This is a genomic window from Oleiphilus sp. HI0125 (assembly GCF_001635355.1).
Map to the genome: position 1 here is coordinate 15277 of NZ_LWGF01000135.1, position 26622 is coordinate 41898.

The following is a 26622-nucleotide window of genomic DNA, read 5'->3' on the forward strand; positions in this document are numbered from 1 at the left end:
TAGTGTTTACTTCAATCAAGTTACGCATTGACTCGTAAAAAAATAAAAATACGGGGGAGGAAATATGGCTCAGTTCGATATTGCGATCAATCATGGGATCTTGTTTGATGGCTCAAAATCTCATTCAAAGATAAAACATGTCGGGATCAAGGATGGTGTCGTGGCACAGTTGAGTGATCAGCCGATTACGTCAGCAGATAGTGTCATCGATGCTTCAGGAAAATGGGTGACCCCCGGATTTATCGATACACATACACACTATGATGCAGAGTTGATTGCGTCGCCGGGCTTGAAAGAATCTGTTCGCCATGGCGTCACGACGGTCACTATAGGCAATTGTTCCATTAGCATGACGTCATTAGATGCTGAGGATTGCTCTGATCTATTTACGCGTGTTGAGTCTGTTCCCAGAGAACATGTTCTTCCCTTGTTGAAGGAAAAGAAAACTTGGACCAACGTAAGTGAGTACGTTGAATTTCTAGAACAGCATCCTCTAGGGCCAAACATTAGTAGCTTTATTGGTCATTCTGAAATTAGGGCTGCTGTCTTAGGTTTGGGGCGTGCAGTAGATCGCAACGCAGATATTTCAGAGCATGAATATCAAAAGATGGAATCCATGCTGGATGACGCCTTGAAACACGGTTTGCTAGGTATGTCAGCCATGACGACGTCTTGGGACAAGTTAGATGGAGATCGTTATCGTAGCGCTTCACTGCCTTCGACCTATGCTAAGTGGAAAGAATTTCGTCGTCTAAATGCTGTGCTACGTAAGTATGATGCGATTCATCAAGGCGCACCCAACATCGTCACAAAGGTAAATATGTTCCTTTTCTTCTGGGAAAGTATGGGGCTATTTTTCAGAAAGCCACTCAAGACAACCTTGATTTCTTTGATGGATTTGAAAGCCAATCCAATGCTTGTATCGGTTGTTGCGCCAATTACACGTTTGATCAATAAGCTAGGTAAAGCTGATTTTCGTTGGCAATCTTTACCCAACCCGTTTGAGGTATATGCCGATGGCATCGACTTAGTTATTTTTGAAGAGTTTGGTGCAGGTGAGGCAGCCTTGCATTTAAGAGATGAAGTTGAGCGTAATACCTTAATGAAAGATGAAGGGTATCGACGAAGATTCCGAAAAGAATATGACAAAAAATGGGGGCCTCGTGTTTGGCAGCGAGACTTCAATGACGCAACGATTGTTGAGTGCCCAGATCAGAGCTTAAAAGGTATGAGTTTCGGGCAGGTCGCAAAGCAGCGTTCTCTGCATCCTGTTGATGTGTTTCTTGATTTGGTTGTCGAATATGGAACGCAGTTGCGCTGGCATACCGTGATCGCAAACTATAGGCATTCAAAGTTAGAGAAGTTAGTAAGCGAAAAAAGCCTGTTAATTAGTTTTGCAGATTCTGGGGCGCATATTCGTAATATGGCCTATTACAACTTCCCTCTGCGTTTGTTGAAGCTTGTGCGCGATGCAGGGAAAGAGGGGCGCCATATTATGACTATGGAGGAAGCTATTTGGCGTGTAACTGGTGAACTAGCAGATTGGTTCAATATCGATGCGGGCTATATTCGAGAAGGCAGTCGTGCTGATATCGTTGTACTTGACCCAGAAGGACTGGACCAAGAGCTAGATTTATACCATGAAGCGCCTATTGAGGAGTTTGGCAATATAGATCGCATGGTTAACCGTAATCCAGGCTTGGTAGATGCTGTGCTTATTAACGGAAATATAGCGTTTGAGAACGAAGAAATTGTCGAGAGCCTCGGTAAAGAGCGAGCCTTCGGTCAGTTCTTAAGAGCGGCTTCAGGTACTCAGGTGTAAATATGTTTGTTGAAGTTGGCAATGCTCCGATTTATGTCGATGTGGTAGGTGAGGGAGAGCCTGCTTTATTTTTGCATGGAGTTCCCGATTCAGCGGAACTATGGCGGCCTCTTCTAAAAGAGGTGTCGTCTGACTATCGATGTTATTTAACGGATCTTCCCGGTTTTTATCGCTCTGAAATTCCTCAGGATTATCGTTTCGAGTTGAAAGCGTATGGGCAGTATGTAAATCAGCTTGTTGAGACCTTGGAAATTCCTACGCCATTCACGCTTGTCGCACATGACTGGGGCGGGATTTTTGCCTTGTCTTTCGCGTGTCAGTTTCCCGAGAAAGTGAAACGTGTTGTTGGTGGATCTTTCCCTTTTAGTCATCTGTATAAGTGGCACCCTTGGGCGAGAGTTTGGCAAACGCCAATACTCGGAGAGTTATCCATGCTACTGGCGAACAAGCACGTTTTTCGATGGGAAATGAAGCGCGGAGGAGCGTTGCTAACGACAGAGCAGATAGATCACACTTACTCCCATAAACTGTCACAATGGAAGACTAGATCGACCATTTTGAAATTGTATCGCTCTGCCGATCCACGCAAGTTTTTGGTGTTTCAAAATGACCTTGAGCGCTTATCTGCTCGATGCAATATTGAGGCTGTTTGGGGGCAGAAAGATAAATATGTTCCGAGTTACATGGCAGATATGATGCACGCGCATACGAAAAACATATTGCCGGAAGCGGGGCACTGGGTGCCTTTGGAGGCACCCGAAGAGCTAGCGGCAGTATTGCGTTAAAATTTGGAGCACTCTGCCGTTGAGTTTATTAATTTAAGCATTAAAGCTCAGCGTTGTGGTAGACGTTTTGTACGTCATCTAAGTCGTTAAGCATATCTAAGAACTTCTCAAACATTTCAACATCATCACCGCTTACTGGTGTGGTCGTTTGAGGTACAAATTGAATTTCATCAACGTCGAATTCAATTTCGCCTAGTGCGTCAATGAGCGCTTGTTTTGCTTTGAAAGACTCTGTGTGTGGTGCAAATACGGTAATTTTCCCGTCTTCTGCCTCGACGTCATTTACGTCCACATCTGCTTCCATGAGGGCTTCTAATACTGCATCTTCATCGTCTCCAGAAAACACAAGAATGGCGCTATGGTCAAACATATGGTTAACGGCGCCTTGTGTACCAATTTTCGCTTTCGTTTTGGTGAAGCATTGGCGAACATCGCCAAAGGTGCGATTTGGATTGTCAGTTAAGCATTCAACAATGACCATGCAATTGCCTGGACCAAATCCTTCGTAGCGTGCTGGAGAGTAGTCTTCACCACCACCGCCTTTTGCTTTGTCGATAGCTTTATCAATAACATGCGTTGGAACCTGATCTTTCTTTGCGCGATCAATTAAGCTACGAAGCGCAAGATTTCCATCGGGGTCGATGCCGCCCGCTTTTGCGACAACATAAATCTCACGACCATATTTACTGTAAACCTTTGTTTTGGCTGCAGCAGTTTTCGCCATTGACTCTTTGCGGTTTTGAAAGGCTCTACCCATTACCAGATTCCTTAACGTTGATCTAAAAGCGGGCTTATTCTACAGCGATTTGAACCGAAACTAAATTTCTCGTCCACAAATTCGCAAACTTCATTCTAAGTGTCGAAATAATTTACATCTTTGATTTCCTGGTCTTTTCCACTTTTTCTTTAATGCATGAAAAACATCACAAAAATATTAGTTGGCCTCAATCATGCTTGTTTATAGCTATTGTTCTTTATAGTGTGTAGTAATAAGGGAAAAATAATGAAAACGTTAAAAAAGGCATTCGCTGCTGCTGCGCTCTTAGTTGCTTCAACGGCTAACGCGACATTGATCGATTTTACGAACGATGATCATTGGGCGAGTAATGGAGAAAAAACTGCCTCTCACACATATGATAGCGGTCTCGAAGTTACAATCACTTCGCATCCTGGTGCATTTACAAATAAAACCGAAGGCAAAGCATGTTCGACTGCTTTGACTGGGTTGATGTGCCAAACTGACGGCTTAGGTGTTCGTGATGACGAAATTTCCTTTGGGAACGAGTATATCAAAGTTGAATTCAGCCAGTCAGTTGATGTTGATTGGATTGCATTTTTAGACTTATTTATCGAAGGACCTAACCTGAATACACCAGAGCTTGCCAAAGTTCGAGTTAACGGTGATGAAAATTCTGTGTTTGGCTTTGAGGGTGATCAAACTCGAAATACAGTTGGTTGGTTCCAAACAAGCGGCGATAACTTTTTCAGCGGTGTAACCATGTTGGAGTTTTTTGCAGATGCAAATTCAGGCGATGAAATCAGTCCGGGCAATACCGATTTCGCACTAGCAGCGATCAATGTCACTGAAGTTTCTGAGCCAGGTACATTGGCCTTAATGGGGCTAGGTGTGCTGGCCTTAGTTGGTGCTCGTAAGCGTATACGCTCGTAATAGCGAATGATTGAAAAAAACCGGCTTAATGCCGGTTTTTTTGTGCATGTTGTTTTTGATGCTTGTGTATCGATTTGCACAGTACTAGAGTGAGCTAAGCACCATCGCTGGTTGACTATGAGATAAGGAGAGCTCCTTGCGTGTCACGGAAAATAGTTGCTTGGTCATTTTTGGCGCCTCAGGAGACTTAGCCGCACGAAAACTGATTCCCGCCTTACTGCATTTATTTCAAGCTAAATACCTACCAGAAGACCTCTATGTTCTGGGCGTTAGTCGTTCAGATTACGATGATCAACGCTACAGAGAACGTTTGCTTGCTTTTATTGAGCAAGAAACTGAGATTGATCACTCAGTCGTTATCGAGTTTTTGGAGCGGGTTTATTATCACGCAATGGACCCCGCAAGCGAGAGTGCTTATCCATCTCTTAAGCAAAGGCTCAGTCATCTCGCTACTGAGCATAATACTTCGAACAATGTTCTTTATTACCTGGCGACACCTCCTAGCTTATTTCAGGTGATTCCTGAACATCTTTCGCAACATGGAATGACGCAGGCAGAATCTGGCTATAAACGCTTGGTAGTCGAAAAGCCAATAGGATACGACTTGCGTTCAGCAGAAGAATTAGATGCCTCGTTACATCATTATTTTGATGAAGAGCAGATCTATCGCATTGATCATTACCTAGGAAAAGAAACCGTACAAAACTTACTAGTGTTTCGTTTTGCGAATGGCATGTTTGAACCTCTCTGGGGGCGCCATTATGTGGAATACGTCGAAATAACTGGAGCAGAATCTCTTGGTGTGGAGGGACGCGGCGGATATTACGAAAATGCAGGCGCTTTACGAGATATGTTCCAAAATCATTTGCTGCAGGTATTGGCAATGGTTGCTATGGAGCCGCCGATGGCGATTAATGGCGATGCTGTGCGTGATGAAGTGGCTAAGTTGTTGCAAAGTTTGCATCCATTAAGTTCTGACGATTTGGAGAATAATTTGGTCTTAGGACAATATACCGAATCGAAAGTCCGAGGAAATGCGCTGTTGGGATACCGACAAGAAGAAGGCGTTGCTCAAGATTCTCGCACCGAAACCTTCGTTGCTTTAAAGTTGCATATCAATAATTCCCGTTGGAATGGCGTGCCATTTTTTATTCGATCAGGTAAACGTTTGCCAACTCGTGTAACAGAGGTAGTGATTCATTTCAAACCTAGCCCTCACCCTGTGTTCACGGATAAAGCCCCCAAAAATAAGCTGGTCATAAGGATTCAACCTGATGAAGGGATTGTGATGAAGTTTGGTTTGAAGCGGCCTGGAGCTGGCTTTGAAGCAGAGGAAGTCGCTATGGATTTTCATTATCAAGATTTGGGTGAAACCAAGCTGTTGAGCGCTTATGAACGTTTATTGTTAGATGCGCTAAATGGCGATTCCACTTTATTTGCACGCAGTGATGCTGTTCGCGCGTGTTGGAAGTATGTCGAGCCCATACTGCAATATAAATCATTGTCGCCCGCGTTATACGGATATGCTTCGGGTACTTGGGGGCCAAAAGAAGCGTTCGATTTGATGGCAAGAGACGGCTTTGAGTGGCGTTATCCTTGCAGGAATTTAACTGATACTGATTACTGTGAACTGTGAGAACCAATATCGATGTTTGAGATTAAGGTCTACAACGAGGTAGATGAATTACTAGAACACCTTGCTGAGCAATTGATGGCATATAGCTTGCGAAGTAAGCCCTGCCATATTGCTTTGTCAGGGGGCAGCACGCCGAAAGCGCTGTACGCGTTGTTGGCGATGGAGCCTTTTAATAGTGCAATTTGCTGGGATAACTTGCACTTTTGGTGGGGCGATGAGCGTATGGTTGAAAAAGAAAGTGCCCAAAGTAATTTTGGTGAAGCTTATCGTACACTGTTCCAACACGTTCCAATCCCAGAAGAAAACCTCCATCCAATAAATGGTGCAAATGAATTATCGATAGAGCAAGTGCATGCGGAAGAGGAGATTGTTTCCAAGCTTGATAAGCATGAAGGTCGCCCATGTTTTGATTGGGTGTTACTGGGTTTAGGTGAAGATGGTCATACTGCATCTCTATTTCCAGGGCAGGTAGATTACGAAGCACAGAGTAATTGGGTTGCAGCAACACATCCCGAAACAGGAGAGGTGCGCTTGTCATTGTCGGCCGAGACTTTATGCAATGCTCGATCCATTGCCTTTGTCGTGACCGGGGCAAACAAAGCAGAAATCGTGCGAGATGTGTTTGGTGACGAAGAAGAATCTGAGCAATATCCAGCAGCGAATATTTTTGCCTTTGATGGTGAGACGCAATGGTTGCTCGATGAAGCGGCGGCAAGTTTACTGGTCAACGATTAAGAGGCTGATATGAGTGCAGACATTGGTGTAATTGGCTTAGCAGTAATGGGGCAAAACCTCATTCTAAATATGGATAATCATGGCTTTGAAGTGGTGGCGTATAACCGCAGCAAAGACAAAGTCAGCGCGTTTTTATCAGGCGCAGCAAAAGGAACAAACATCAAAGGCGCTCACTCTATCGAAGAGCTAGTGAATGCTTTAAGCACTCCTCGCAAGATCATGCTGATGGTTAGAGCGGGGCAAGTTGTTGACGACGTTATTGCGCAACTAATCCCTCATCTGGAGCAGGGTGACATCATCATTGATGGTGGGAATTCTAATTTCGAAGATAGCTCTCGAAGACTGAAAGAACTCTCAGAACAAGGCATTTTATTTTTGGGCGCAGGCGTTTCTGGTGGTGAGGAGGGGGCTCGTCATGGACCGTCGATTATGCCAGGTGGAAGTCAGGAAGCATGGCCTCACCTTAAACCGATACTGCAATCGATTGCTGCCAAAACCAGAAGTGGTGAGCCGTGTTGTGATTGGGTCGGACAAGGTGGTGCCGGACATTTTGTAAAAATGGTGCATAACGGCATTGAATATGGCGACATGCAATTAATTGCTGAGTCTTATGATTTCTTGCGCATAGTTCTAGGGCTTAATAATGACGAGATTTCTGCCGTTTTAGGACGGTGGAATGAGACAGAATTAGACAGCTACTTAGTTGAAATCAGTCGCGATATTTTGGCGTTCAAAGACGAGCAAGGTAATCATTTGCTTGATCGTATTCTCGATAAGGCTGGTCAAAAAGGGACGGGTAAATGGACTGGAATCAACGCACTAGATTTAGGTGTTCCGTTGACCTTAATCAGCGAGTCGGTTTTTGCACGTTGTATTTCTGCTTTGAAAGATCAGCGCACAATTGCATCTAAGCATTTCTCTAAACCTAGTGTTGAAATTCCTGATAACAAAGATGAGTGGATAGAGATAGCGCGTAAGGCTTTGTTGGCATCAAAGATTATCTCATATGCTCAAGGTTTTATGCTGATGAAAGCAGCGTCAGACGAGCATGGCTGGGAACTTAACTATGGCAATGTCGCATTGATGTGGCGCGAAGGCTGTATTATTCGTAGTGTATTTTTAGAACAAATTCGTGATGCTTTCGCCTCTGATGGTCAGCTCGATTTTCTAGGCTTAGCTCCTTACTTTAATGAGATCTTGCAAGATTGTTTACCTGCGTGGCGAAAGCTAGTGGCCAAGTCGGTTGAGAGCGGAGTACCGGTGCCATGTATTGGCTCAGCGCTAAGTTTTATTGAGGCTTATAGTCGCGAAAAACTACCTGCAAATTTGATCCAAGCGCAGCGAGATTACTTCGGGGCGCATACCTATCAGTTAGACGGTGATGAAACTCAACAGTACTATCACACTGATTGGACTGGGCGAGGTGGAGATACTTCGTCGTCGAGTTATGATGTGTAGCGTATTGGTTGATAAGAATTTCAATCGTTAAGGCAGATATTTAGTCGCCAATTTTTCTACTTCAGGTTTCAGTAATTCAACTTGTTCCGTGTCGATATGGGCATTTAATCGTTTGGCGAAATGTTTCATCGCGTTGATGCGGGCATATCGTTTGTTGTTTGCCGCTACTATATGCCAAGGGTTTTTCTTGCCATCAGTTTTATCCAGCATGTCCTCAAATGCTTGTTGGTAACTGTCCCAGTTTTGTCGATTTAATATATCTTCACTTGTGATTTTCCAGCGCTTCTTAGGGTTTTCTATGCGCTCTTTGAAACGTTTGAGTTGCTCGTCTTTTGAGATGCTCAAAAACAACTTAATGACAATGACGCCGTCATTGATAAGCAGTTTTTCAAACTGAGAAATTTCTTTGTATGCGCGTTGCCATCTTTTGTGGGGGGTGAGGTTGTCAACACGTTCGACGAGAACGCGTCCGTACCAAGATCGGTCAAAAATTGAAACTTCCCCACGCTTTGGAAGTAAACGCCAGAAGCGCTGCATGTAATGTTCTTCTAGCTCATCAATACTTGGTGCCCCAATTGGATGAACACGAACTCCTCTAGGGTCCATAAACTCGGTCATACGGCGAATCATGCCGCCTTTGCCAGCGGCATCAATACCTTCAACTACAACCACGCAGCGCATATTTTGATTGTATAAGTCATGCTGCAGCGTCATTAACTGTAGCTGCAGCTTCTCTAGTTCCTTCTCGTACTCTTTCTTATCCAGCTTCGGATGTTCAAGTTTTTGAAGTTTCATTGCGAGCCTGTTTCACGCTATTGATGTCGCGTTAAGTATGGCATCTTTTTTTGGGACTTCTGCAACGATTACAATTTAGAACAAAGCGCTAAAGCTTGACGATTACACGACCTGTAACATCACCCTTAGTGATACGATCGGCATATTCTGGCACTTGTTTAAGTTCAATTGTCTCACTCGCTTGCTCGTAGAAACTTTGTGGTAAAAGTTCGGTGAGTTGTTTCCAAGCAGTCGTTCGCTTTTCGATAGGGCACATAACTGAATCAATACCCTGAAGTCGCACATTTCGTAAAATGAAAGGCATCACCGTTGTAGGGAGTCCAAAACCTCCGGCAAGACCACAACAAGCGACCACGCCATTGTAATGTGTTTGAGCAATCGCTTTAGCTAGTACCTTGTCTCCAACGGTATCAATGACACCTGCCCAACGTTGCTTTTCTAAAGGTTTTGCGGCTTCTTCCAATTCAGATCGTTCAATTAGTTCAGTGGCACCTAATTGCGTCAGGTGAGCAGTGTTTTGCGCTATTCGACCACTGCATGCAGTGACCTCGTATCCAAGAGCATGAAGTAGAGTGATGGCAGTTGAGCCGACTCCACCGCTTGCTCCTGTGACTAAGATTTTTCCTGACTCAGGTTTGATGCCACCCTCTATCAGAGCATCAACGCAGAGCATTGCAGTTAATCCCGCAGTACCAATAATCATACTTTGAGATGCGCTTAAGCCCTCAGGTAAGGGGACAAGGAGGTTTGCATCTAAACGTGCTTTTTCAGCCAAGCCGCCGCCCCGAGTTTCACCTACACCCCAGCCGGTTAGTACAACTGAATCTCCAACGTTGTAGGCATCGCTTGATGTTTCGATAATTCTGCCTGCGAAATCGATACCCGGAATCATTGGGAAGTCGCGAATGATTCTTCCTTTGCCAGTAATGGCTAGGCCATCTTTGTAATTGATAGATGAATAATCGACCGCGACAAGTGTGTCGCCGTCAGGCAGTTGGCTTTCGTCTATTTGCGCTACGTGTGCAACGGTTGTTTTGCTTTCTTGATAAAGCATCAATGTAGAGAACATCAAAGCACCTTATTGAATTCGAGTATGGGGATTTAAACCGACGCTAATCGTAACATTATCTTTATTGAGTTACTTGCGGAAGCTAAAGGCAGGGCGAACCTGCCTTTGTGGTTTAGAACTTAAAGTTGCCCACTAGATGAGCGAGTGTTTGTGACTGCGAAGAGAGGTTTTCGCATGACATCGCATTCTCTTTTGAACGAGAGTTGGTTTGGTTTGCCATATCGTTGATGGCAACAATATGCTGGTTTAAATCCTCTACAACACTCGACTGTTGTTCCGTTGCCGTTGCAACTTGGAAGGACATGTCAGAAATGCTTTGGATGGCTGTGCGAATCGATTCAAGAGATGCATTGATCTCTTGAGAGCCGGTAACAACCAGTTCGCAGCGTTGTTTGCCCGCTTCCATTGCCTGAACAGCATTGCTCGAGCCCTGTTCAAGTCGAGAGATCATCTCATTAATCTCTTCGGTCGATTCTTGCGTGCGTTTTGCAAGCATTCGTACTTCATCTGCAACGACAGCAAAACCACGACCTTGTTCACCTGCTCGAGCTGCTTCTATTGCCGCGTTAAGAGCAAGTAAATTAGTTTGCTCTGAAATGCCCGCAATGACTTCAAGCGTAGAACTGATTTTATGTATGTCTTCCGCTAACTCTGAAATAACATTGGATGCATCTGCTAGCTCTCCATCCAAGCTTTGAATTTCGCTGACTGTTTGGCTCACTGCAGATTGGCTTTGGTTTGCTTCATTTGCTGAATTGCTGCTGGCATCTGCTGTGTGTGTGGCGTTTTGAGCGATCTCTTTTACCGTTGCTCCCATTTCGGTAATGGCAGTGGCAACCATGTTCACGCTCTGTAATTGCTCGCTCGAGCCTTGTTCGGTTTGACGGGCAGAATTCGACACATCTATGGCAACCTGATTAACGGTGGATGACGTTTGAGATATTTGTTCAACGAGGGAAGCCATCTTGTCCATGAATTGATTAAAAGACTGCGCGAGCTGGCCGAGTTCGTCGCTGCGATTACTCTCAAGACGTTGCGTAAGATCTGCATCACCGTCGGCGATGGAGGCAAGTACCTCAGCGGTGGTTCTAATAGGTTTACTCAATGAATTTGCGATCAGGGCGATGATCGCGACGATGATCGCGATCAGAATTACATTCAAAATGATCATAGCGTTGGTTGTGTTACTGATGGCTGCATACACTTCACTGCTTGGGATTTCGGCAATAATGTACCAGTCTAAACTCGGAATATAACGTGAAGCGAGAATCGTATCAGAACCGGTTTCAAGGATGATTCGCCCTTCCTTGTTTAGGAGAGATTCTGAGAAGTTCTTTGTCTGTTCTTGCGTGCTTAGGTTCGCACTACCGGCAAGCGATGTCTCAGGATGAACACGAACTTGGCCCTCTCCATCGACTAAATATACAAACCCATTTTCGCCGATTGAATAGTTTTGAATCAGCTTCGATAATTCCTCAACAGTAATACCGACGCCCGTCACCGCCTTGCCAGACTGAACACGATAGTTGACGAACAGGGTGAAGATTCCTGTGGTAGTATCTTGGTCTAAATCTAGGCTGAAAGTGTTTGGAGAGTCTAGGAAGCTATAAAGCCAGCCATCGTTTGCGCGACTAACGGATCGTAGAATACCTCCGCCAGTGTAATAGTTTTCAGATTCCGCTGAGACTAAGAAGCTAAATTTAGCGCCTGTGCTGGCTTGGATTTGCGCTAAATAGTTTGCCAGATCAGGTTGGCCATCAGCGCTTTCGCCTTGTTTTATCCAGTCATTAATATAGGCATTACTGGCCATATTTTTTGCTGTATTCAGCGGCAGGGCAATTTGAAGCTCAAGCTCGTTCGATAAACTAGATAATATGGCGGGGATTTCAGTTTCTCCGACGCGCTTTGTAGTACTAGAGCTCACCAAATAGTTGGTGATGAGCATAGATATTGCCATCGAAATAATAAGCGCTGAGCTCATGATAAGTATGAGCTTGTTTTTTATATTAAGTTGTTTCCAGCTGAACATTTTTTGTTCCTCATATTGTTCAACAGAAAGTATAGATGCATTTCAAAATTGAGAGAGCTAGATGCATATGAATTTTTCTATCGGATTGCGCTATATGCTTCTGAGCGCTGTGGGGTTCTCGTTGATGGCTGTTTGTGTAAAGCTGGCATTCGAGGATGGTATTCCAGTGCTACAAATTGTGGCAGCGCGAGCGCTGGTGTCTCTGCTCCTTAGCTACTTTTTTGCCAAGCGAAAAGGCTTGTCTGTTTTAGGGAGTCATCGAGGTCTATTGTTTGCGCGAGGTTTTGTTGGTGCAGTGGCCTTGCTTGCTGTATACAGTGCATTGACTCGTCTTCCTCTTGCCGAAGCCACGATGCTTCAATATTTACACCCTGTTTTCGTCGCAGTACTAGCTTTGTTTTTTTTAGCCGAGCGTTTTCATGCGTCTTTGTTGGGGAGCATCGTTTTGAGTCTTGTCGGCTTAATTTTGGTTGTTGAGCCAAGTTGGGTGCATGGAGGTAGTCTTACTCAACTCGATCAACTAGGCGTTATTTTTGCCTTGATTGGAGCATTCGGCAGTGCCATTGCTTATGTGCTGGTGCGAAAACTTAGTCACCTTGAAGACAGCTCCGTCATTATTTTTTATTTCCCCTTAATCGCTTTACCGTTTTCTCTTGTTGTATTAGGGAACGACTTTGTGGTGCCAGAGTCTTGGACAACGTATTTTGTTTTATTGGCCGTGGGGATATTTACTCAGATCGGTCAAGAGGGCTTGACAAAAGCGATGAAAACAGAAACTGCTGCGAGGGCAACAGCATTTTCTTATGTGCAGGTTGTTTTTTCCGTTATTTTTGGTTGGATGTTTTTTGCTGAAGTGCCGAGCATACTTGCAGTAGTCGGGGTTGTTTTGATTATGCTCGGTGCATTGTTAAATGTGATGCATAAGACCAAGGTTAGTTAAAGGATTTGTAGTGCGTTTGCATTCGATAGCCTTGATGGCAAAATGAGATGCATATTTTTAATGAAATCGAAATTTGGTGAGTAAGTTGAGAGATATTTGGAAGACTACTTCGAGACCTGAGGAAGTAGCGGATACGGCCTTTTTACGCGCATTGCCGAAGGCGGAATTGCATCTGCATATTGAAGGTTCTCTTGAGCCAGAACTTATGTTCAAACTCGCTGAACGTAATGCTGTGGCTCTGCCATACAATTCTGTGGAAGAGGTTCGTGAAGCGTATCAGTTTACGAACCTTCAAACGTTTCTAGATATCTATTATCAAAGTGCGGGAGTTTTATTAAACGAACAAGATTTTTATGATCTGACTTGGGCTTACTTACTTACCTGTCACGAGCAAGGTGTTGTGCATACGGAGTTGTTTTTTGATCCTCAAACGCACACCGAACGTGGGATCGATATAGGTGTGGTGTTTGATGGAATAACGCGGGCACTGAGCGACGCGGCAACACAACTTGGCATAACGAGCGGATTGATTTTGTGCTTTTTGAGGCATCTCAGTGAGCAGGATGCATTCGAATGCTTTGAGCAAGCCAAGCCATATTTGCATCATATTCTCGGAGTAGGGCTTGATTCATCGGAAGTTGGGCATCCTCCTTCTAAGTTTGAGCGTGTTTTTGCACAGGCTAGAGACCTTGGGCTGAAGGCTGTCGCTCATGCTGGTGAAGAGGGACCGCCGTCATATATATATGAGGCTTTAGATTCACTCAAAGTTGATCGTATTGATCACGGCGTTCGGTGTTTGGAAGACGAAGCGCTTGTTGAACGGCTAGTGGAAGAGGGTATTCCTCTGACGGTTTGTCCGCAAAGCAATGTGCGTTTGAAAGTGTTTGAGAAGATGGCTGATCACATAATCCTTCAAATGCTCGATCGGGGGTTGATGGCGACTGTTAACGCAGATGACCCGTCATTCTTTGGAGGATACTTGTTAGATAACTTTCAATTCATGGCAAATGATTTAGCGATGACGCGAGCTCAAGCCGCGCGTCTTGCTGAAAATAGCATTCGAAGTAGTTTTATATCTGGAGACTTGGAAAATAATTATCTAGAAAAGCTTAAGAAAGTTATCGCATAGAGGAAAATATAAGATGAAGCATCAAGGAAGTTGCCACTGTGGTCCGGTCAAGTTTAACTTTGATGGACCTGAAATCGAGAGCGGTTTGCTATGTATTTGTTCAATCTGTCGGCGCAAAGGGGCTGTCATGATGCCCCTCGCGATTGCTGCAAATGATCTGTCTATTGAAACGAGTGTTTAAGTAGCTACCATTTTGGTACTGAGGTGGCAGAACATTTTTTCTGTAATAAATGCGGTATTTACACTTTTCATGAAACGCGCAGGGAGCCTGGTCAATTTAGAGTCAATGTAGTCTGCTTAGATGATGTCGATGCTCGCGCGTTAGAGATTACTGTATTTGATGGTGCTTCTCTGTAATCCAGTATTTAGAAGGTGTCGTTGCTACTTTCTTTAACTGCATCTCTAATTTTCTGCTGTTCCTCAATCAATTGATAAGCGATAAAGTATTTTGAAATGTTGGCGACGTAACTCACCGTTTCTCTGCCTACATGTCTAGCAACGGCATGCTCTACGTTACCAAACCATTTGTTTGGGTCTAAACCAAGTTTTTTTGTTGTTCTTCTCAATCGATGAATTCTTGTTGGTCCAGCGTTGTAAGCAGCAAATGCGAACAGTACCTTATTGGCGTCTGAAATTTTGGGGTCGTTGAAGTAGTGATTGATAATCTTTCTTAAATACTTCACTCCAGCGTGCACATTATTCTCTAGTTCTTTTATGTCTCCCACTTTCATTGATGAACCGGTTTTGGGCATCAATTGCATAATACCAATGGCGCCAACAGGGCTTTTCTTCGAATGATCTAGTGTTGACTCTTGATAGCCTTGAGCGAGTAACATGAGATGATTGAAATCATACAAGTCGGCATATTTTTCAAAAATACCTACCACCGTTTCAAACTTCTCTCTGCTGTCCTCTGTAAGAGCCTTCTTGGCCCAGTAAGGGTTTTCTAAGTACCTATTTTTTACGATATTGCCGAACAGTGTTCCGCTTCGGTGACGCTTGAGAAAACGATTTACTTCATAAATAAGGTTTGGCGTATTCTTTCGGACAGCCCAAGCAATACTCCCGCCAGTATTAATTGCAAGTCCCGGATAAGAGGTGACATCGTCAAATATTTTTAGCCACAAATTTGCAATATGGTCATCTGCAACGGTGTATTGAATGAGGTTGGCGTTGGCCATCTCTATGAGATCTTCGACTTCTAAATGTTCATCGGCATGAATAACGATGACAGGAGGAATTCCTTTCGCGACAAATGACTCATTAAGTTCGAGTAAATGTTGATTGAAGCTGCTGCTCTCCCGAACGAATACGGTTTTTCCAGAGAGGTCATCAATGCTTTTTAAAATGGGAGCGCTCTTATTGGCGACAATGACTTCTTTAACTTGTTTGATGGTAGGGATTGAAAAATCTGCGAATTGCTTGCGTTCAGGTGTAATAGTTAAGTTGGCAATGGCGAGTTCGGCTTGCCCTGACTCTAATTTTTCAAAGAGTTCATCACGCGTTACGGGGATTGCAATCACTGACAATGCGCGTCCTTTACGACGTTTCTTGTAACGCTTATTTAAGTACTGCTCAAAGGTATTGAGCATCTCGTAACTGAGACCGTGCTGGCGCGCTTTATCAAGAAAAAAATGTGTTTTGCTATAGGTAACGAGAACACGGATTGAGCCGCGCTCAATAATTTCAAACAGGTCATCGTGATGCACTGCGCTCAGTGCATCACGGAATTCGGCGTTCGCGACTGAATATAAATCTTCGGTTTCAGGCGTATCCTCTGAAGTAGCTTTTTCTTCGGCGTCAACGGGTGTCTGGACATCGCCTGCGCTTGTGACGCTAGAGTCCGCATAAGACAAAGGGGCAATCAGATGAAGGCTAATAAGAATAAGGAATATAAAGCTGTGTATGTACAAGAGAACACCTAAAAAGCTTACTCGTTTCTGCGTAAAGCGTAGCTCATCTTTTTTGTGACGCGAAATCTCACAAAAATTATCTGTACTTTTGTTTCAAACACTATACTGTGCGCCTCTGTATTACATTGCGTTAGGTAGTTTTTGACGATGCTGAAGTTGGTTCGAATTATTTTGTTTTCGCTGTATTTTGTTGTGGTTGCGGTGTTGGGTGTATTCGTTTGTCTATGCCGTCCATTCAATCTCGATAATAACCGAATTATGGCAAAAGCATTTAGCTATGGTGGTTTGAAGCTTTTGGGTGTTAATGTTGAAGTGCGTAACGAAGAACGTTTCAAGAAACTTGAACCAGGCGTCATCGTTTCGAATCATCAGTCCAATCTTGATCTTTATGTGCTTGGCTGCATTGTACCGTACGGTACAGCTAGCATTGGGAAGCGTTCATTGAAGTGGATTCCTTTTTTTGGTCAATTGTATTGGCTGGCAGGCAATGTTCTCATTGATCGCAGGAATGCAAAAAGCTCAATCGATGCATTAGGTCAGGTTAGTGAAGCAATTAATGACCAAGGTCGCTCAATATGGGTCTTTGCTGAAGGAACGCGAAACCTAGGAAAGGGCTTAGGAGAGTTTAAGAAAGGGGCTTTCCATATCGCAGTCCAAGCTCAGTGTAAGATAACTCCCATTGCTGCAAGCACCTATGCGGGGCGTTTAGATTTAAATAAATGGTGTTCAGGAAAGGTTTTGATAGACATATTGCCTGCCGTTGACGCCGCAGGGAAAACCGAAGACGATATACCCCAATTATGCGCCTCGATGCATGCGCAGATTAGAGAAGAAATTGAAAAATTAGACGCTGAATTAGCTCAAATTTAATGGTCGCTAATTGACCGATTTGGACAATCAATCACAGTTTGATACGATCACACTCGTATAATGTTTTTTCTTAAAAAAGTTGTATAGAAAAAGTTTGTAAAGAGACGCTGCAACGCGCTTGTTGCTAAAAGATATTGAGGCTAAATATCGCTTACTAAACGCCTCAGATACTCAAAAAACTATAAATAATATAGCGGAACAACCTAAAACATTGATGTTTGGTGATGTGTTCCGAAAGTGCAACTAGGGAAAGCCAAGGTATGTTCATCAGCATGTTTATTCACGTGCTTGAGGCCTCATGTGGTCTCTTGCTCGCATTACTGGGTGTTCAAGTCGCTCGACAGTATCGTATTGCAACGAAAAAGCAGAACGATGAACACGTTACGATCAAGCAATCGATTGATTCGGAAGAAATCATTGTTGATCGTTTCTCTCGCTCATTAGAAGGTAATGCTCCTTCACAGCCTGAATCTGCACCCATTTCAGAATCTTCAAATACAACAGCTTCGCAAATTCTTGATGATTACATCGGTGGTTTTTTTGACGATGTAGAGCCTGCACAAAATGAGATCAAAGCTTTTCGTGCAGCTGACGTATCGGAAACTAGTAATTTTCTAGATTCTGCTGCCGAGAATGATCATGTTGAAGCAATCGCTCCAGCGGTTGATTTAGCGAGCTATAAAGTTAACCCTCCGAAAGAAGAATCTATTCCTACTCTTCATCGTCCTATTCCTGAAAGCATGATGACTGCAAAGTTCTTGCAACAGGTAAATGAACTTGATGAAGAGGTTATTCTCGTTGAAGGAGATGACGAACCTTCTATGGCAAATCCAGTTATGTCGGATAAAGTTGTCTTGGCTATGCTGGATGAAGCGAAATTGGTTAGCTCTCACTAATTTAATTGTTTCTTTACTATGTGCTCAAATATGTAATCGCATGGTAAGTATTTCCTCTATCTAACTGCTCTGTGCACTGATAACCTCTGCCGCAAAAATACAATGGTTTTTTCGGCATGCTTAATACCTATATCCATCTCGGATCTTCTGAGTCTTCTTCATTTGAATTAAGTGACTATGGTGTATGGGTTTGTGTTGATTCTGGTTTTGATATATCCGCGCTGAACGAGCGAATTCAGAATGGTCTTGAGTGTGGTTTAAGCCTTTTTGAGACTTTGAAAGCTGGCCTTGGTGTACTTGACGAATTTCAGCGTGATGGTGCAAATATTCTTCTATGCCGCTTTGATTCGTTCCATTATGAGTTGTGTTGGATCGGCGAGATGGGAGCTGCCTTACTCCATGGAGATGAGGGCGTATTGCCTCTAATTTCGGAATCTTCTCATAAGGTTGAGCGAATTATCGGCGACCTTCATACTGATGAAATATTGGTGTTTGGCAACTCTTTATTATTGCCTAATGTTTCTAAGATAGGTGATGCTTTGGATCTGATGCTGTCTGAATCACCTAACTCTGTTGAGGGCGCAGTCAAAAATATCGCGAGAAGCAGCGACTACAATCAATGTTTAGACGGTGCGGTCTTTATACATTATCCATTGAACGAGCCAAGTTCATTACTAAAAGATTTGCCACAGTTAAGAGCTAGGCGTCGAGTACGTAACAAGCTGCTTGCTATCACGAAGCCTGTTTTAGCATTGGTGTTAGTAGGGTCACTTCTTGGTTGGTTGCTAACGAGTCAAGTAGCTTTGTCTTAGCAAATGTCCTTTCCATGCTTTAAAAAGAACAAAAATAAAGCCAATACAAAACGCTCCAACGACTAAACCTAAGGCGCTATGTTCGACAGTGTTAGCAGAATCTGGCGTTGAGGCGAATACATAGTCATAAAATAGAAAGAAGCATAGCAACAGTCCTATGACACTCGTTGCTGCTTGACTAATGAGTATCCCATGCGCGGGAATCGTGTCATGGAAATGGCACTTCACGCATAGATAGTTTTCGGTGTACTCCGGCTCACCTTCTTGAACGGCTGGTATCATAGAACCTTCGCCACATTTGATACATGTGTATGGCGACTTCAAGGTATCCATATGCTCGTTCGATACGACCTGATTAGGCGACATATCAGTTCCTTAAGCCTATGGTTATCGTTTTAATTGTGATGATTAGCCTAGCAAAATTACCAAGCGCCGTAGTGATATAGTCGAGATTTCAGAGCGCAGCAAATTCTATTATTGCTTGTTGTGTTTGCAATCACACTGCAAATAGTCGCTTGGCTGCATTTAACATATCTTTTTTGTGGCACTGCTTTTATGATGGTTGCTCTTCGTAAGTCCACCAATAATAAATAGAGAGGGGTTCATGGGAGCAAATAACGGATTTTTATCGCCACTCGCTTACGCCTATAAGTGGGAAAAAGCAAAAGCTGATGACTTATATCTGACACAGCCGATGGGCGGGGATCAGGTACAAGAATACACTTGGAATCGAGCGGTTGGTGAGGCGAGAAGAATGGCCTCCTATTTAAAGTCTCTAGACCTCCCTCCCAAAAGCAAGATTGCTATTTTATCGAAAAACTGTGCGCACTGGATCATGTCAGATTTGGCTATTTGGATGGCGGGGCATGTCACTGTACCTCTGTATCCGACATTAAACGCAGAGACCGTTCGATATATTCTAGAACACAGTGATTCAAAACTTCTTTTTGTTGGTAAATTGGATGACTGGGATGAGATGAAAGCTGGTGTTCCAGATGATCTTCCCTGTTTATCTTATTCACTTAGCCCGCCAAATGATTTCCAAACTTGGGAGCAAATTGTTGCCGACCATAAACCGCTTATGGAAGAAACGGTTCGTGATGCCGATGAGTTAGCAACGATTGTTTATACCTCGGGGAGTACTGGCAAACCTAAAGGTGTCATGATTTCTTTTGGGGCTATGAGTATGGCAGCGAAAGGTGTTTCTGAGGCACTTGAGATGAAAGATTCAGAACGCATGCTTTCTTATTTGCCTTTGGCGCACGTATTTGAGCGCTATGCCGTAGAGCAGGCGTCTTTGTATGTGGGTTTTCATCTTTTCTTTGCAGAAGCGCTTGATACATTTGTTCAGGACTTAAAGCGTGCGCGACCAACGGTCTTTATCTCTGTGCCGAGATTATGGGCGAAGTTCCAGCTCGGTGTATTCCAGAAAATGACACCTGAAAAACTGAAGTTCCTTCAGAGTATTCCGATCATATCTTCTCTTGTAAATAAAAAAGTATTGAAGAACTTGGGCTTAGATCATTGTCACTTTGCTGTGAGTGGCTCAGCTCCTTTGTCAGAAGATATTATTAATTGGTACCGAGGCTTAGGACTGGAATTGATGGAAGGGTATGGCATGTCGGAGAATTTTGCTTATTCACATATCAGTATGCCTGGTCGCGCTAGAGTTGGGTATGTCGGCGAGCCATTGCCTGGGGTTCAGCAGCGAATTTCTGAAAAAGGTGAGATAGAAATTAAAAGCCCTGCTGCGATGATGGGCTACTACAAAGATGATGAGAAAACCAAAGAAAGCTACACCGAAGATGGTTTCTTATTGACGGGAGATAAAGGCGAGATTGATGAGTTAGGTCGATTAAAGATTACAGGTCGAATTAAAGAAATCTTTAAGACCAGTAAAGGTAAATACGTTGCGCCAGCGCCTATCGAAAATAAGTTGATGGTCGATCAAGCGATTGAAGTTGTTTGCGTTGCGGGTGCAGATTGTGCTCAACCATATGCTGTGGCTGTTTTGCCAGAGCATTTGCAGGCTATGCATGGTGATCAAGCATTTCGTGACAAAACCTCGGAGAGCCTTAAGGGATTAATCAAGTTTGTTAATGCAACCTTAGATCAGCATGAGGCAATTCAGTTTATTGTTGTGGTGAGTGATGTCTGGGGGATTGAGAATAATTTCTTAACACCAACGATGAAAATAAAAAGAGATGTGATTGAGTCACATTACGCGCCGAAAGTTGAGACTTGGTTTGAAGCGAAAGAATCTGTCTTATGGGATTGACCGTAGGAATTTAGGGTTTATATAAGCAAGGCTAATTTGCGCTATCGGGACTGAGTTTAAATTGTTGTTTCAATTTGAACTCAGTCCTTTTATCATTCAAAAATATTGTCAAAAAATTAATGAAACACGTTTTCTAAAATACGAATAAAAGGCGATCGAATAATTATGAGTGCAGTTCAGAATGTGACGCTTCCTTTAGAGTCTGTTTATAAGTGGGAAAAACAAAGAGCTGATAAAGTCTATATGACTCAGCCAATGGGTAATGGTGTAGTGCAAGAATATACTTGGGCACGTGCCATGAACGAAGCCCGACGTATGGCGAACTACCTCAAAGCTCAGAACTTCCCTCCGAAAAGTAAAATCGCGATTCTTTCAAAAAACTGTGCCCACTGGATCATGTCAGATCTAGCAATCTGGATGGCAGGTCATGTGACGGTTCCTCTTTATCCAACATTGAATGCTGACACGGTTAGCTACATTCTTGAACACAGTGAAGCGCAAGCTTTATTCGTAGGTAAGCTCGATGATTGGGAAGATATGGCTCCGGGCGTTCCAGCTGACATGCCTTGTATCTCTTATCCTTTAAGCCCAGAAAATGATTACCCAACGTGGGATTCATTAATTGCTGAAACAGCTCCTCTTGAGGGTGAAGTTGAGCGTTCAGCAGATGAGTTAGCGACTATTGTATACACCTCAGGTAGTACCGGTCGTCCTAAAGGCGTTATGTTGTCGTTTGGAGCAATGGGTGTAGCTGCTTCCGGTGCATCTCAGGCTCTTAAATTATTCACTGAAGATCGCATGCTTTCATACTTGCCACTTGCGCACGTGTTTGAGCGTTATGTTGTTGAGCAGTCGTCGTTCTACATTGGTTTCGAACTTTATTTTGCAGAAGCGTTAGACACCTTCTTGCAAGACCTTCAGCGAGCACGTCCGACAGTATTCGTTTCAGTGCCGCGTTTATGGTCTAAGTTCCAGCTAGGTATTTTCAAGAAAATGCCTCCTAAGAAACTTAATCGTTTATTAAAAGTGCCAATTCTGTCAGGCATTGTGAAGAAGAAAGTATTGACTGGACTAGGCTTGGAGCATTGTCGGTTTGCTGGTAGTGGTTCTGCTCCGTTGTCTGAAGAAATTATCAAGTGGTACCGCGGTCTTGGCCTTGAGCTGCTTGAAGGCTATGGCATGTCAGAGAATTTTGCTTACTCGCATATTTCACTACCTGGCCGTTCGCGTGTTGGTTATGTTGGTGAGCCCTTACCCGGTGTTCAGCAGCGTATTTCTGAGATTGGTGAAATCGAAGTGAACAGCCCTGCAAATATGATGGGTTATTACAAAAACGATGAGAAAACCAAAGAAAGCTTCACCGAAGATGGTTTCTTGCTAACTGGTGACAAAGGTGAGATCGATGACATGGGTCGCCTTAAAATTACTGGTCGTATCAAAGAGATCTTTAAGACGAGTAAGGGTAAGTACGTTGCTCCGGCGCCAATTGAAAATAAAATCATCAGTCACGATGAAATTGAAATGGTATGTGTTGCTGGTGCTGAGTGTCCGCAGCCTCACGCATTGATTCATCTTTCTGAAGAGGCATTGCCAAAACGCGATGAGCCAGATTTTCGTGCAAACTTAGAGAAGAGTTTGACTGAGCTAATGGCATCGGTGAATGCAACGGTTGATCCGCATGAAGCTTTGCAGTTCATGGTTGTTGTAAAAGATTTTTGGGCGATTGAGAATGGCTTCTTAACGCCAACAATGAAGATCAAGCGTGATGTTGTTGAAGGACAGTACAAAGATCAAATTGATGGTTGGTATGCTGGTAGAGCTAAAGTAGTTTGGGAATAAGTTCCCAGCGATAAAAAAAGCGACCCTTGGGTCGCTTTTTTTATGTCTCAACATTTCAGATAAGTACTACGTTCGATTGATTGAGCGGCTAAGTAAAATCACAGGAATAATTCCCACAATAACAATTACTAAAGCTGATAATGCGCATTGTTCTATCAGTTCATCTGACGCAAATTGATACACATGCGTTGCCAGTGTTTCAAAATTGAATGGGCGCAGTATCAGTGTTGCAGGAAGCTCTTTCATACAATCTACAAACACGACAAGCATGGCCGTTAATGCGCCTGGTTTTATGATCGGTAAGTGAATGCGTATTAGCGTTGTCAGGCTGCTCTTTCCAAGAGATCGAGAGGCCATGTCCATCGATGGTGTAACTTTCTCAAGGCTTGAATCTATAGCTCCGGTTGCGACGGCTAAGAAGCGCACAGTGTAGGCAAAAAGTAATGCCGCAATACTTCCACTCAATAATAAGCCAGTGCTGAATCCGAAATGGCTGCGAGCGATGTTATCAAGCCAGTTATCAAAGCCCGCGAGCGGAATAATTACGCCGATTGCCAAAACGGCACCTGGAATTGCGTACCCTAGGCTAGATACTTGTGTCATAGAGCGGGTGAATTTTGAGTTATCTAAGCGCTTCGTATAAGCCAAAATACATGCGATGACTAAAGTGATGAATGCGGCGCTAAAGCTCAGAGAAAAACTATTAAATGCGTAGGTAAAAAATTGCGTGTTCCAGCTTTTGTCAAAGTAATGAATCGAATAGTCGGAAAGAATGATGACCGGAATTAAGAAACCAAAAACAATTGGTGTTGATGCGAGTAGAGTAGCGAAGAAAGCCTTTTTTCCAGTCAGGTGTTGAGTTGGCAGAGGACGTGATTGAGTTTTGCTAGAAAACGACTGCTGTTGGTCCCTAGATTTTCTCTCCATCATGATTAAAAACACGACAGCTAACATCATCACGGTAGCAATTTGAGCTGCACCGCCTAAATTGCTCATATTCAGCCATGTGTCATAAAGGCCTGCAGTCAGCGTTTGAATTGCGAAGTAATCAACGGTACCGAAGTCATTCAGTGTTTCCATCAGAACCAAAGATAAACCGACGACAATTGCAGGTCGCGCAATCGGTAATGATACGCGGAAGAAAAAGCCAAAAGAATTCGAACCCAGGCTTCTAGCGGCGTAGTAAAGAGAAACTGATTGTTGCAAAAATGCGGCGCGAGCCAGCATGTAGATATAAGGGTATAGCGTTAGTGACATGAGGATAATGGCGCCCCCCATGCTTCGGACTTCGGGGAAGTAGTAGTCTCTGCTCGATTGCCAGCCAAATATCTCTCTAAGCATTGATTGGAGAGGGCCAGCATATTCAAGAAAGTCAGTGTAGACATAAGCAATCACATACGCAGGCATCGCAAAAGGGAGTAATAACGCCCAGGTGAAAAAACGTTTGCCTGGAAAACTATAATGGCTTATTAACCATGCAGCACCAATGCCTAAAGCGGTACTCAGACATCCAACTCCGAGCATTAATATTAGCGTGCTTTTAATATAGGCAGGAAGTACTGTCTCAGATAAATGAACCCAAATGTTGTCGTCTGGAAATGCGGCTAAATACAAAACGGCCAATACTGGTAGGCAGATGATGCTGGTCGTTAAAAAAGCACTGAGCTTCCAGTAATGCTCTGATCGCCAAAAAGATTTAACGGGATATGTCGGGCTATTAGTGCGCAAAGAGAAATGATTCGGTTGTCTTAAAGAAACTTAGTATAAACAAAAAAAGCGGCTCTAGGCCGCTTTCTTTATGAGTCGATGCATTATTGATCGAATGCTACTTTATCTACTAGCTTTGCAGCAGCTTTGCGTAAACCGGCAATGTCAGCAAGAGGTAGTTGATCTGCTTTGAATTCACCCCAAGATGCAACGAGTTCACTTGGTTGAACTGCTGGGTTAACTGGGTATTCAAAGTTTTGCTCAGCATACATTGTTTGAGCTGTTTCGCCTGTTAAGTATTCCATTAGCTTAATGGCGTTTGCTTTGTTTGGTGCGCTCGTTGTCAATGCCATGCCGCTGATGTTTACGTGAGTACCGCGATCTGCAGAGTTAGGGAACAGAATGTTAACGGCATTTGCCCATTTTGTTTGCTCTTCATCTTGCAGCATTTTGCCTAGGTAGTAGTTATTGCCTAGTGAAAGGTCACATACGCCTTCATAAATAGCTTTTACTTGTGCGCGATCATTGCCTTGTGGTTTGCGAGCAAGGTTTGCTTTAACGCCCTTCAACCATGTTTCCGTTTCTGCTTCGCCGTGATGAGCGATCATTGAAGCGATCAACGCTAAATTATATGGATGTTTGCCGCTACGAGTACAAATACGACCTTTCCATTTTTCATCGGCAAGCTCTTCATATGTTGTGATTTCGCCATCTTTTACACGTTCGTTTGATGCGTAGATAGAGCGAGTACGAGTCGTAAGACCAAACCACAGTCCTTCTGGATCACGATATTGGCTAGGAATATTGCTGTTAAGAGTATCTGAGTTAACAGCCTGAACTAAATCCATTTCAACAACTTCATTTAGGCGGCCAATATCAACAGTGAATACTAAGTCAGCCGGAGAGTTAGCACCCTCACGCTTAAGGCGCTCTGCTAGACCTTTCTTGGCAAATACCACGTTTACCTTGATTCCTGTCTCTTCAGTGAAGCCTTTGAATAATGGTTCTACCAAAAATGGTTGGCGGTATGAGTAGACATTGACTTCTTCTGATGCAATCGCACTGCTGCTTACTGAGGTAAATAGCATTGCGGCGAGTAGTGACTTAATTCCAAAACGCATGGTTTATCCTTAATGAAGTTAATAATGAGAACGATTTCAATTTTAATATCGAGAATGCATTAAGCAAGCTTTTTATGCAAGTAAATAACTTGTCTTGATCTGGGCCAATATGCGTATTCCTTGCTAGTCTTAAGACAAGTTCTACAAAAAGTTTGTATATAAATGACTTTATTGAAAATTTTCTCGGTCTTTCTGCTTGGTTTCAGCTTGCTTTTGCAAGGCTGTGCAACGTCAAGAACCACAACGCATTACGGTTTTTTTGAGGCAGAGAACTCGCAAGGCGAGTTGAGACAGTTTCGTGTTCATTGGGAAACTATTGACGTACAAGGGTTCAACTCCCGAGAACGCTATTCAACTCCTCTCGTATTACAGGCTCAGTGCTCGCAGCGCGCTGTGCGCTTCTATGATGCTAATTTTCGGGCGCAAAGAGCGTGCATTCCTAATGATCAGTTAGGGATTGCTTACTGTGGGTCTGAGCGCAAAGATCTAGATCACAGGGCGTTACCCATAGAAAAAGGTAAGGCTTGTGCTTATGTTGTCGACGCGAAAGGAGCTGGGGAGATCAAATATTTAGGTGATGAAATCCAGATAATCATGCGTTGTCAGCCTAAAGAGCCTCAGGTAAGGGTTGGTAGGAAGTGGGTAAACCGTGATTATCTTAAGCCATCGAGTATTCCCTATGTGGTTGCGACTAAGACCGTACCTGGTAGTGATAAGGATGGGCACGTACCTCAATTATGGAATCATTCGTCGGTATGTGACCCAACGCAGGGTCGTTAATTACTATACGTTACAAAGGCTTACAGGCTTTAGTGGTATCAATTTTTGAGTGAGTCATAATAACGAGAATTGTGCGTGTTAACGGGTAAAGAGAACGAGATATGAGTGTTGAACGTGTCAAAACAGCGGTATCGAATCTGCAAGAAGGGATGTTTGTTGCAGGCCTAGATCGTCCGTGGCACGAAACGCCGTTTCCGCTTCAGGGTTTTTATATACGGGCCGAAGACGATAGAAAAGCGATTGCTCAATTTTGTAGCCACGTCTTTATCGATAGTAAAAAAACGCGAGTAAAAAATGCTCATGCAGAGCATGCTGCATTTAATCCTAGTAAGGCATCAT

Annotated in this window: 23 protein-coding genes; 15 read left to right on the forward strand and 8 right to left on the reverse strand. The window is 43.5% G+C overall.

Going from position 1 to position 26622, the window contains the following annotated elements:
• Positions 1-64: 64 nt before the first annotated feature.
• Complete coding sequence (locus tag A3762_RS02315; protein ID WP_068753918.1) at positions 65-1822, forward strand: amidohydrolase family protein; 1758 nt, start codon at positions 65-67, stop codon at positions 1820-1822.
• A gap of 2 nt (positions 1823-1824) precedes the next feature.
• Positions 1825-2607 carry an alpha/beta fold hydrolase gene (locus A3762_RS02320; RefSeq protein WP_068476589.1) on the forward strand — a complete coding sequence of 261 codons (783 nt, stop codon included), beginning with the start codon at positions 1825-1827 and terminating at the stop codon, positions 2605-2607.
• Between the two features lie 40 nt (positions 2608-2647).
• Here the strand turns inward: A3762_RS02320 and A3762_RS02325 are convergent, their stop codons facing one another.
• On the reverse strand, positions 2648-3364 hold the full coding sequence (locus A3762_RS02325; protein ID WP_068753920.1) for a YebC/PmpR family DNA-binding transcriptional regulator: 717 nt from the start codon (positions 3362-3364) through the stop codon (positions 2648-2650).
• Between the two features lie 246 nt (positions 3365-3610).
• Here A3762_RS02325 and A3762_RS02330 point away from each other — a divergent pair, with 246 nt between their 5' ends.
• From A3762_RS02330 to gnd, 4 genes are all read left to right on the forward strand, one after another.
• On the forward strand, positions 3611-4276 hold the full coding sequence (locus A3762_RS02330) for a PEP-CTERM sorting domain-containing protein (RefSeq protein WP_068753922.1): 666 nt from the start codon (positions 3611-3613) through the stop codon (positions 4274-4276).
• Between the two features lie 136 nt (positions 4277-4412).
• Positions 4413-5912: a glucose-6-phosphate dehydrogenase gene (gene zwf / locus A3762_RS02335; protein WP_068753924.1), complete on the forward strand. Its 1500-nt coding sequence runs from the start codon at positions 4413-4415 to the stop codon at positions 5910-5912.
• Between the two features lie 12 nt (positions 5913-5924).
• Positions 5925-6647 (forward strand): 6-phosphogluconolactonase, encoded by a 723-nt coding sequence (pgl, locus tag A3762_RS02340; protein ID WP_068753926.1) that lies wholly within the window; start codon positions 5925-5927, stop codon positions 6645-6647.
• Between the two features lie 9 nt (positions 6648-6656).
• Positions 6657-8105: a decarboxylating NADP(+)-dependent phosphogluconate dehydrogenase gene (gene gnd / locus A3762_RS02345; protein ID WP_068476580.1), complete on the forward strand. Its 1449-nt coding sequence runs from the start codon at positions 6657-6659 to the stop codon at positions 8103-8105.
• 27 nt (positions 8106-8132) lie between these two features.
• On the opposite strand, the gene A3762_RS02350 is transcribed toward gnd, so the two are convergent.
• From A3762_RS02350 to A3762_RS02360, 3 genes are all read right to left on the reverse strand, one after another.
• The gene (locus A3762_RS02350; RefSeq protein ID WP_068753928.1) at positions 8133-8900 is read right to left on the reverse strand and encodes a polyphosphate kinase 2 family protein; all 768 of its coding nucleotides are present in this window, start codon (positions 8898-8900) and stop codon (positions 8133-8135) included.
• Positions 8901-8988: 88 nt separating this feature from the next.
• Positions 8989-9969, reverse strand: a complete 981-nt coding sequence (locus A3762_RS02355) for an MDR family oxidoreductase (protein WP_068753931.1) — start codon at positions 9967-9969, stop codon at positions 8989-8991.
• 112 nt (positions 9970-10081) lie between these two features.
• Positions 10082-11998: a methyl-accepting chemotaxis protein gene (locus tag A3762_RS02360; RefSeq protein WP_068753933.1), complete on the reverse strand. Its 1917-nt coding sequence runs from the start codon at positions 11996-11998 to the stop codon at positions 10082-10084.
• Between the two features lie 61 nt (positions 11999-12059).
• On the opposite strand from A3762_RS02360, the gene A3762_RS02365 reads away from it, so the two are divergent.
• Positions 12060-12938, forward strand: coding sequence for a DMT family transporter (locus tag A3762_RS02365; RefSeq protein WP_068753935.1), 879 nt, complete (start codon positions 12060-12062; stop codon positions 12936-12938).
• 85 nt (positions 12939-13023) lie between these two features.
• Positions 13024-14067, forward strand: a complete 1044-nt coding sequence (locus A3762_RS02370; protein ID WP_231878703.1) for an adenosine deaminase — start codon at positions 13024-13026, stop codon at positions 14065-14067.
• Positions 14068-14432: 365 nt separating this feature from the next.
• Here A3762_RS02370 and A3762_RS02380 read toward each other — a convergent pair whose 3' ends face one another.
• Positions 14433-15980 carry a lytic transglycosylase F gene (locus tag A3762_RS02380; protein WP_156493148.1) on the reverse strand — a complete coding sequence of 516 codons (1548 nt, stop codon included), beginning with the start codon at positions 15978-15980 and terminating at the stop codon, positions 14433-14435.
• A 147-nt stretch (positions 15981-16127) separates the two neighbouring features.
• Between A3762_RS02380 and A3762_RS02385 the strand changes: the two genes are divergently transcribed.
• From A3762_RS02385 to A3762_RS02395, 3 genes are all read left to right on the forward strand, one after another.
• Complete coding sequence (locus tag A3762_RS02385) at positions 16128-16850, forward strand: 1-acyl-sn-glycerol-3-phosphate acyltransferase (RefSeq protein WP_068753939.1); 723 nt, start codon at positions 16128-16130, stop codon at positions 16848-16850.
• Positions 16851-17110: 260 nt separating this feature from the next.
• The gene (locus A3762_RS02390; RefSeq protein WP_068753941.1) at positions 17111-17746 is read left to right on the forward strand and encodes a hypothetical protein; all 636 of its coding nucleotides are present in this window, start codon (positions 17111-17113) and stop codon (positions 17744-17746) included.
• A gap of 116 nt (positions 17747-17862) precedes the next feature.
• Entirely contained in the window at positions 17863-18558 is a 696-nt protein-coding gene (locus tag A3762_RS02395; protein WP_068753942.1) for a hypothetical protein, read from the forward strand.
• Here A3762_RS02395 and A3762_RS02400 read toward each other — a convergent pair.
• The gene (locus tag A3762_RS02400; RefSeq protein WP_068476562.1) at positions 18532-18924 is read right to left on the reverse strand and encodes a hypothetical protein; all 393 of its coding nucleotides are present in this window, start codon (positions 18922-18924) and stop codon (positions 18532-18534) included. The genes A3762_RS02395 and A3762_RS02400 overlap by 27 nt on opposite strands.
• 238 nt (positions 18925-19162) lie before the next feature.
• Between A3762_RS02400 and A3762_RS02405 the strand changes: the two genes are divergently transcribed.
• Both A3762_RS02405 and A3762_RS02410 read left to right on the forward strand, forming a co-directional pair.
• Positions 19163-20836 (forward strand): AMP-binding protein, encoded by a 1674-nt coding sequence (locus tag A3762_RS02405; protein ID WP_068753945.1) that lies wholly within the window; start codon positions 19163-19165, stop codon positions 20834-20836.
• A gap of 165 nt (positions 20837-21001) precedes the next feature.
• The gene (locus A3762_RS02410) at positions 21002-22675 is read left to right on the forward strand and encodes an AMP-binding protein (protein WP_068753947.1); all 1674 of its coding nucleotides are present in this window, start codon (positions 21002-21004) and stop codon (positions 22673-22675) included.
• A 66-nt stretch (positions 22676-22741) separates the two neighbouring features.
• Here the strand turns inward: A3762_RS02410 and A3762_RS02415 are convergent, their stop codons facing one another.
• Complete coding sequence (locus A3762_RS02415; RefSeq protein WP_068753949.1) at positions 22742-24403, reverse strand: iron ABC transporter permease; 1662 nt, start codon at positions 24401-24403, stop codon at positions 22742-22744.
• Between the two features lie 83 nt (positions 24404-24486).
• Positions 24487-25503 carry a Fe(3+) ABC transporter substrate-binding protein gene (locus A3762_RS02420; protein WP_197468953.1) on the reverse strand — a complete coding sequence of 339 codons (1017 nt, stop codon included), beginning with the start codon at positions 25501-25503 and terminating at the stop codon, positions 24487-24489.
• A gap of 162 nt (positions 25504-25665) precedes the next feature.
• On the opposite strand from A3762_RS02420, the gene A3762_RS02425 reads away from it, so the two are divergent.
• Both A3762_RS02425 and A3762_RS02430 read left to right on the forward strand, forming a co-directional pair.
• Positions 25666-26283, forward strand: a complete 618-nt coding sequence (locus A3762_RS02425; protein ID WP_068753951.1) for a hypothetical protein — start codon at positions 25666-25668, stop codon at positions 26281-26283.
• A 101-nt stretch (positions 26284-26384) separates the two neighbouring features.
• A partial coding sequence (locus A3762_RS02430) for a DUF3391 domain-containing protein (protein ID WP_156493149.1) occupies positions 26385-26622 on the forward strand: 238 nt, incomplete at its 3' end.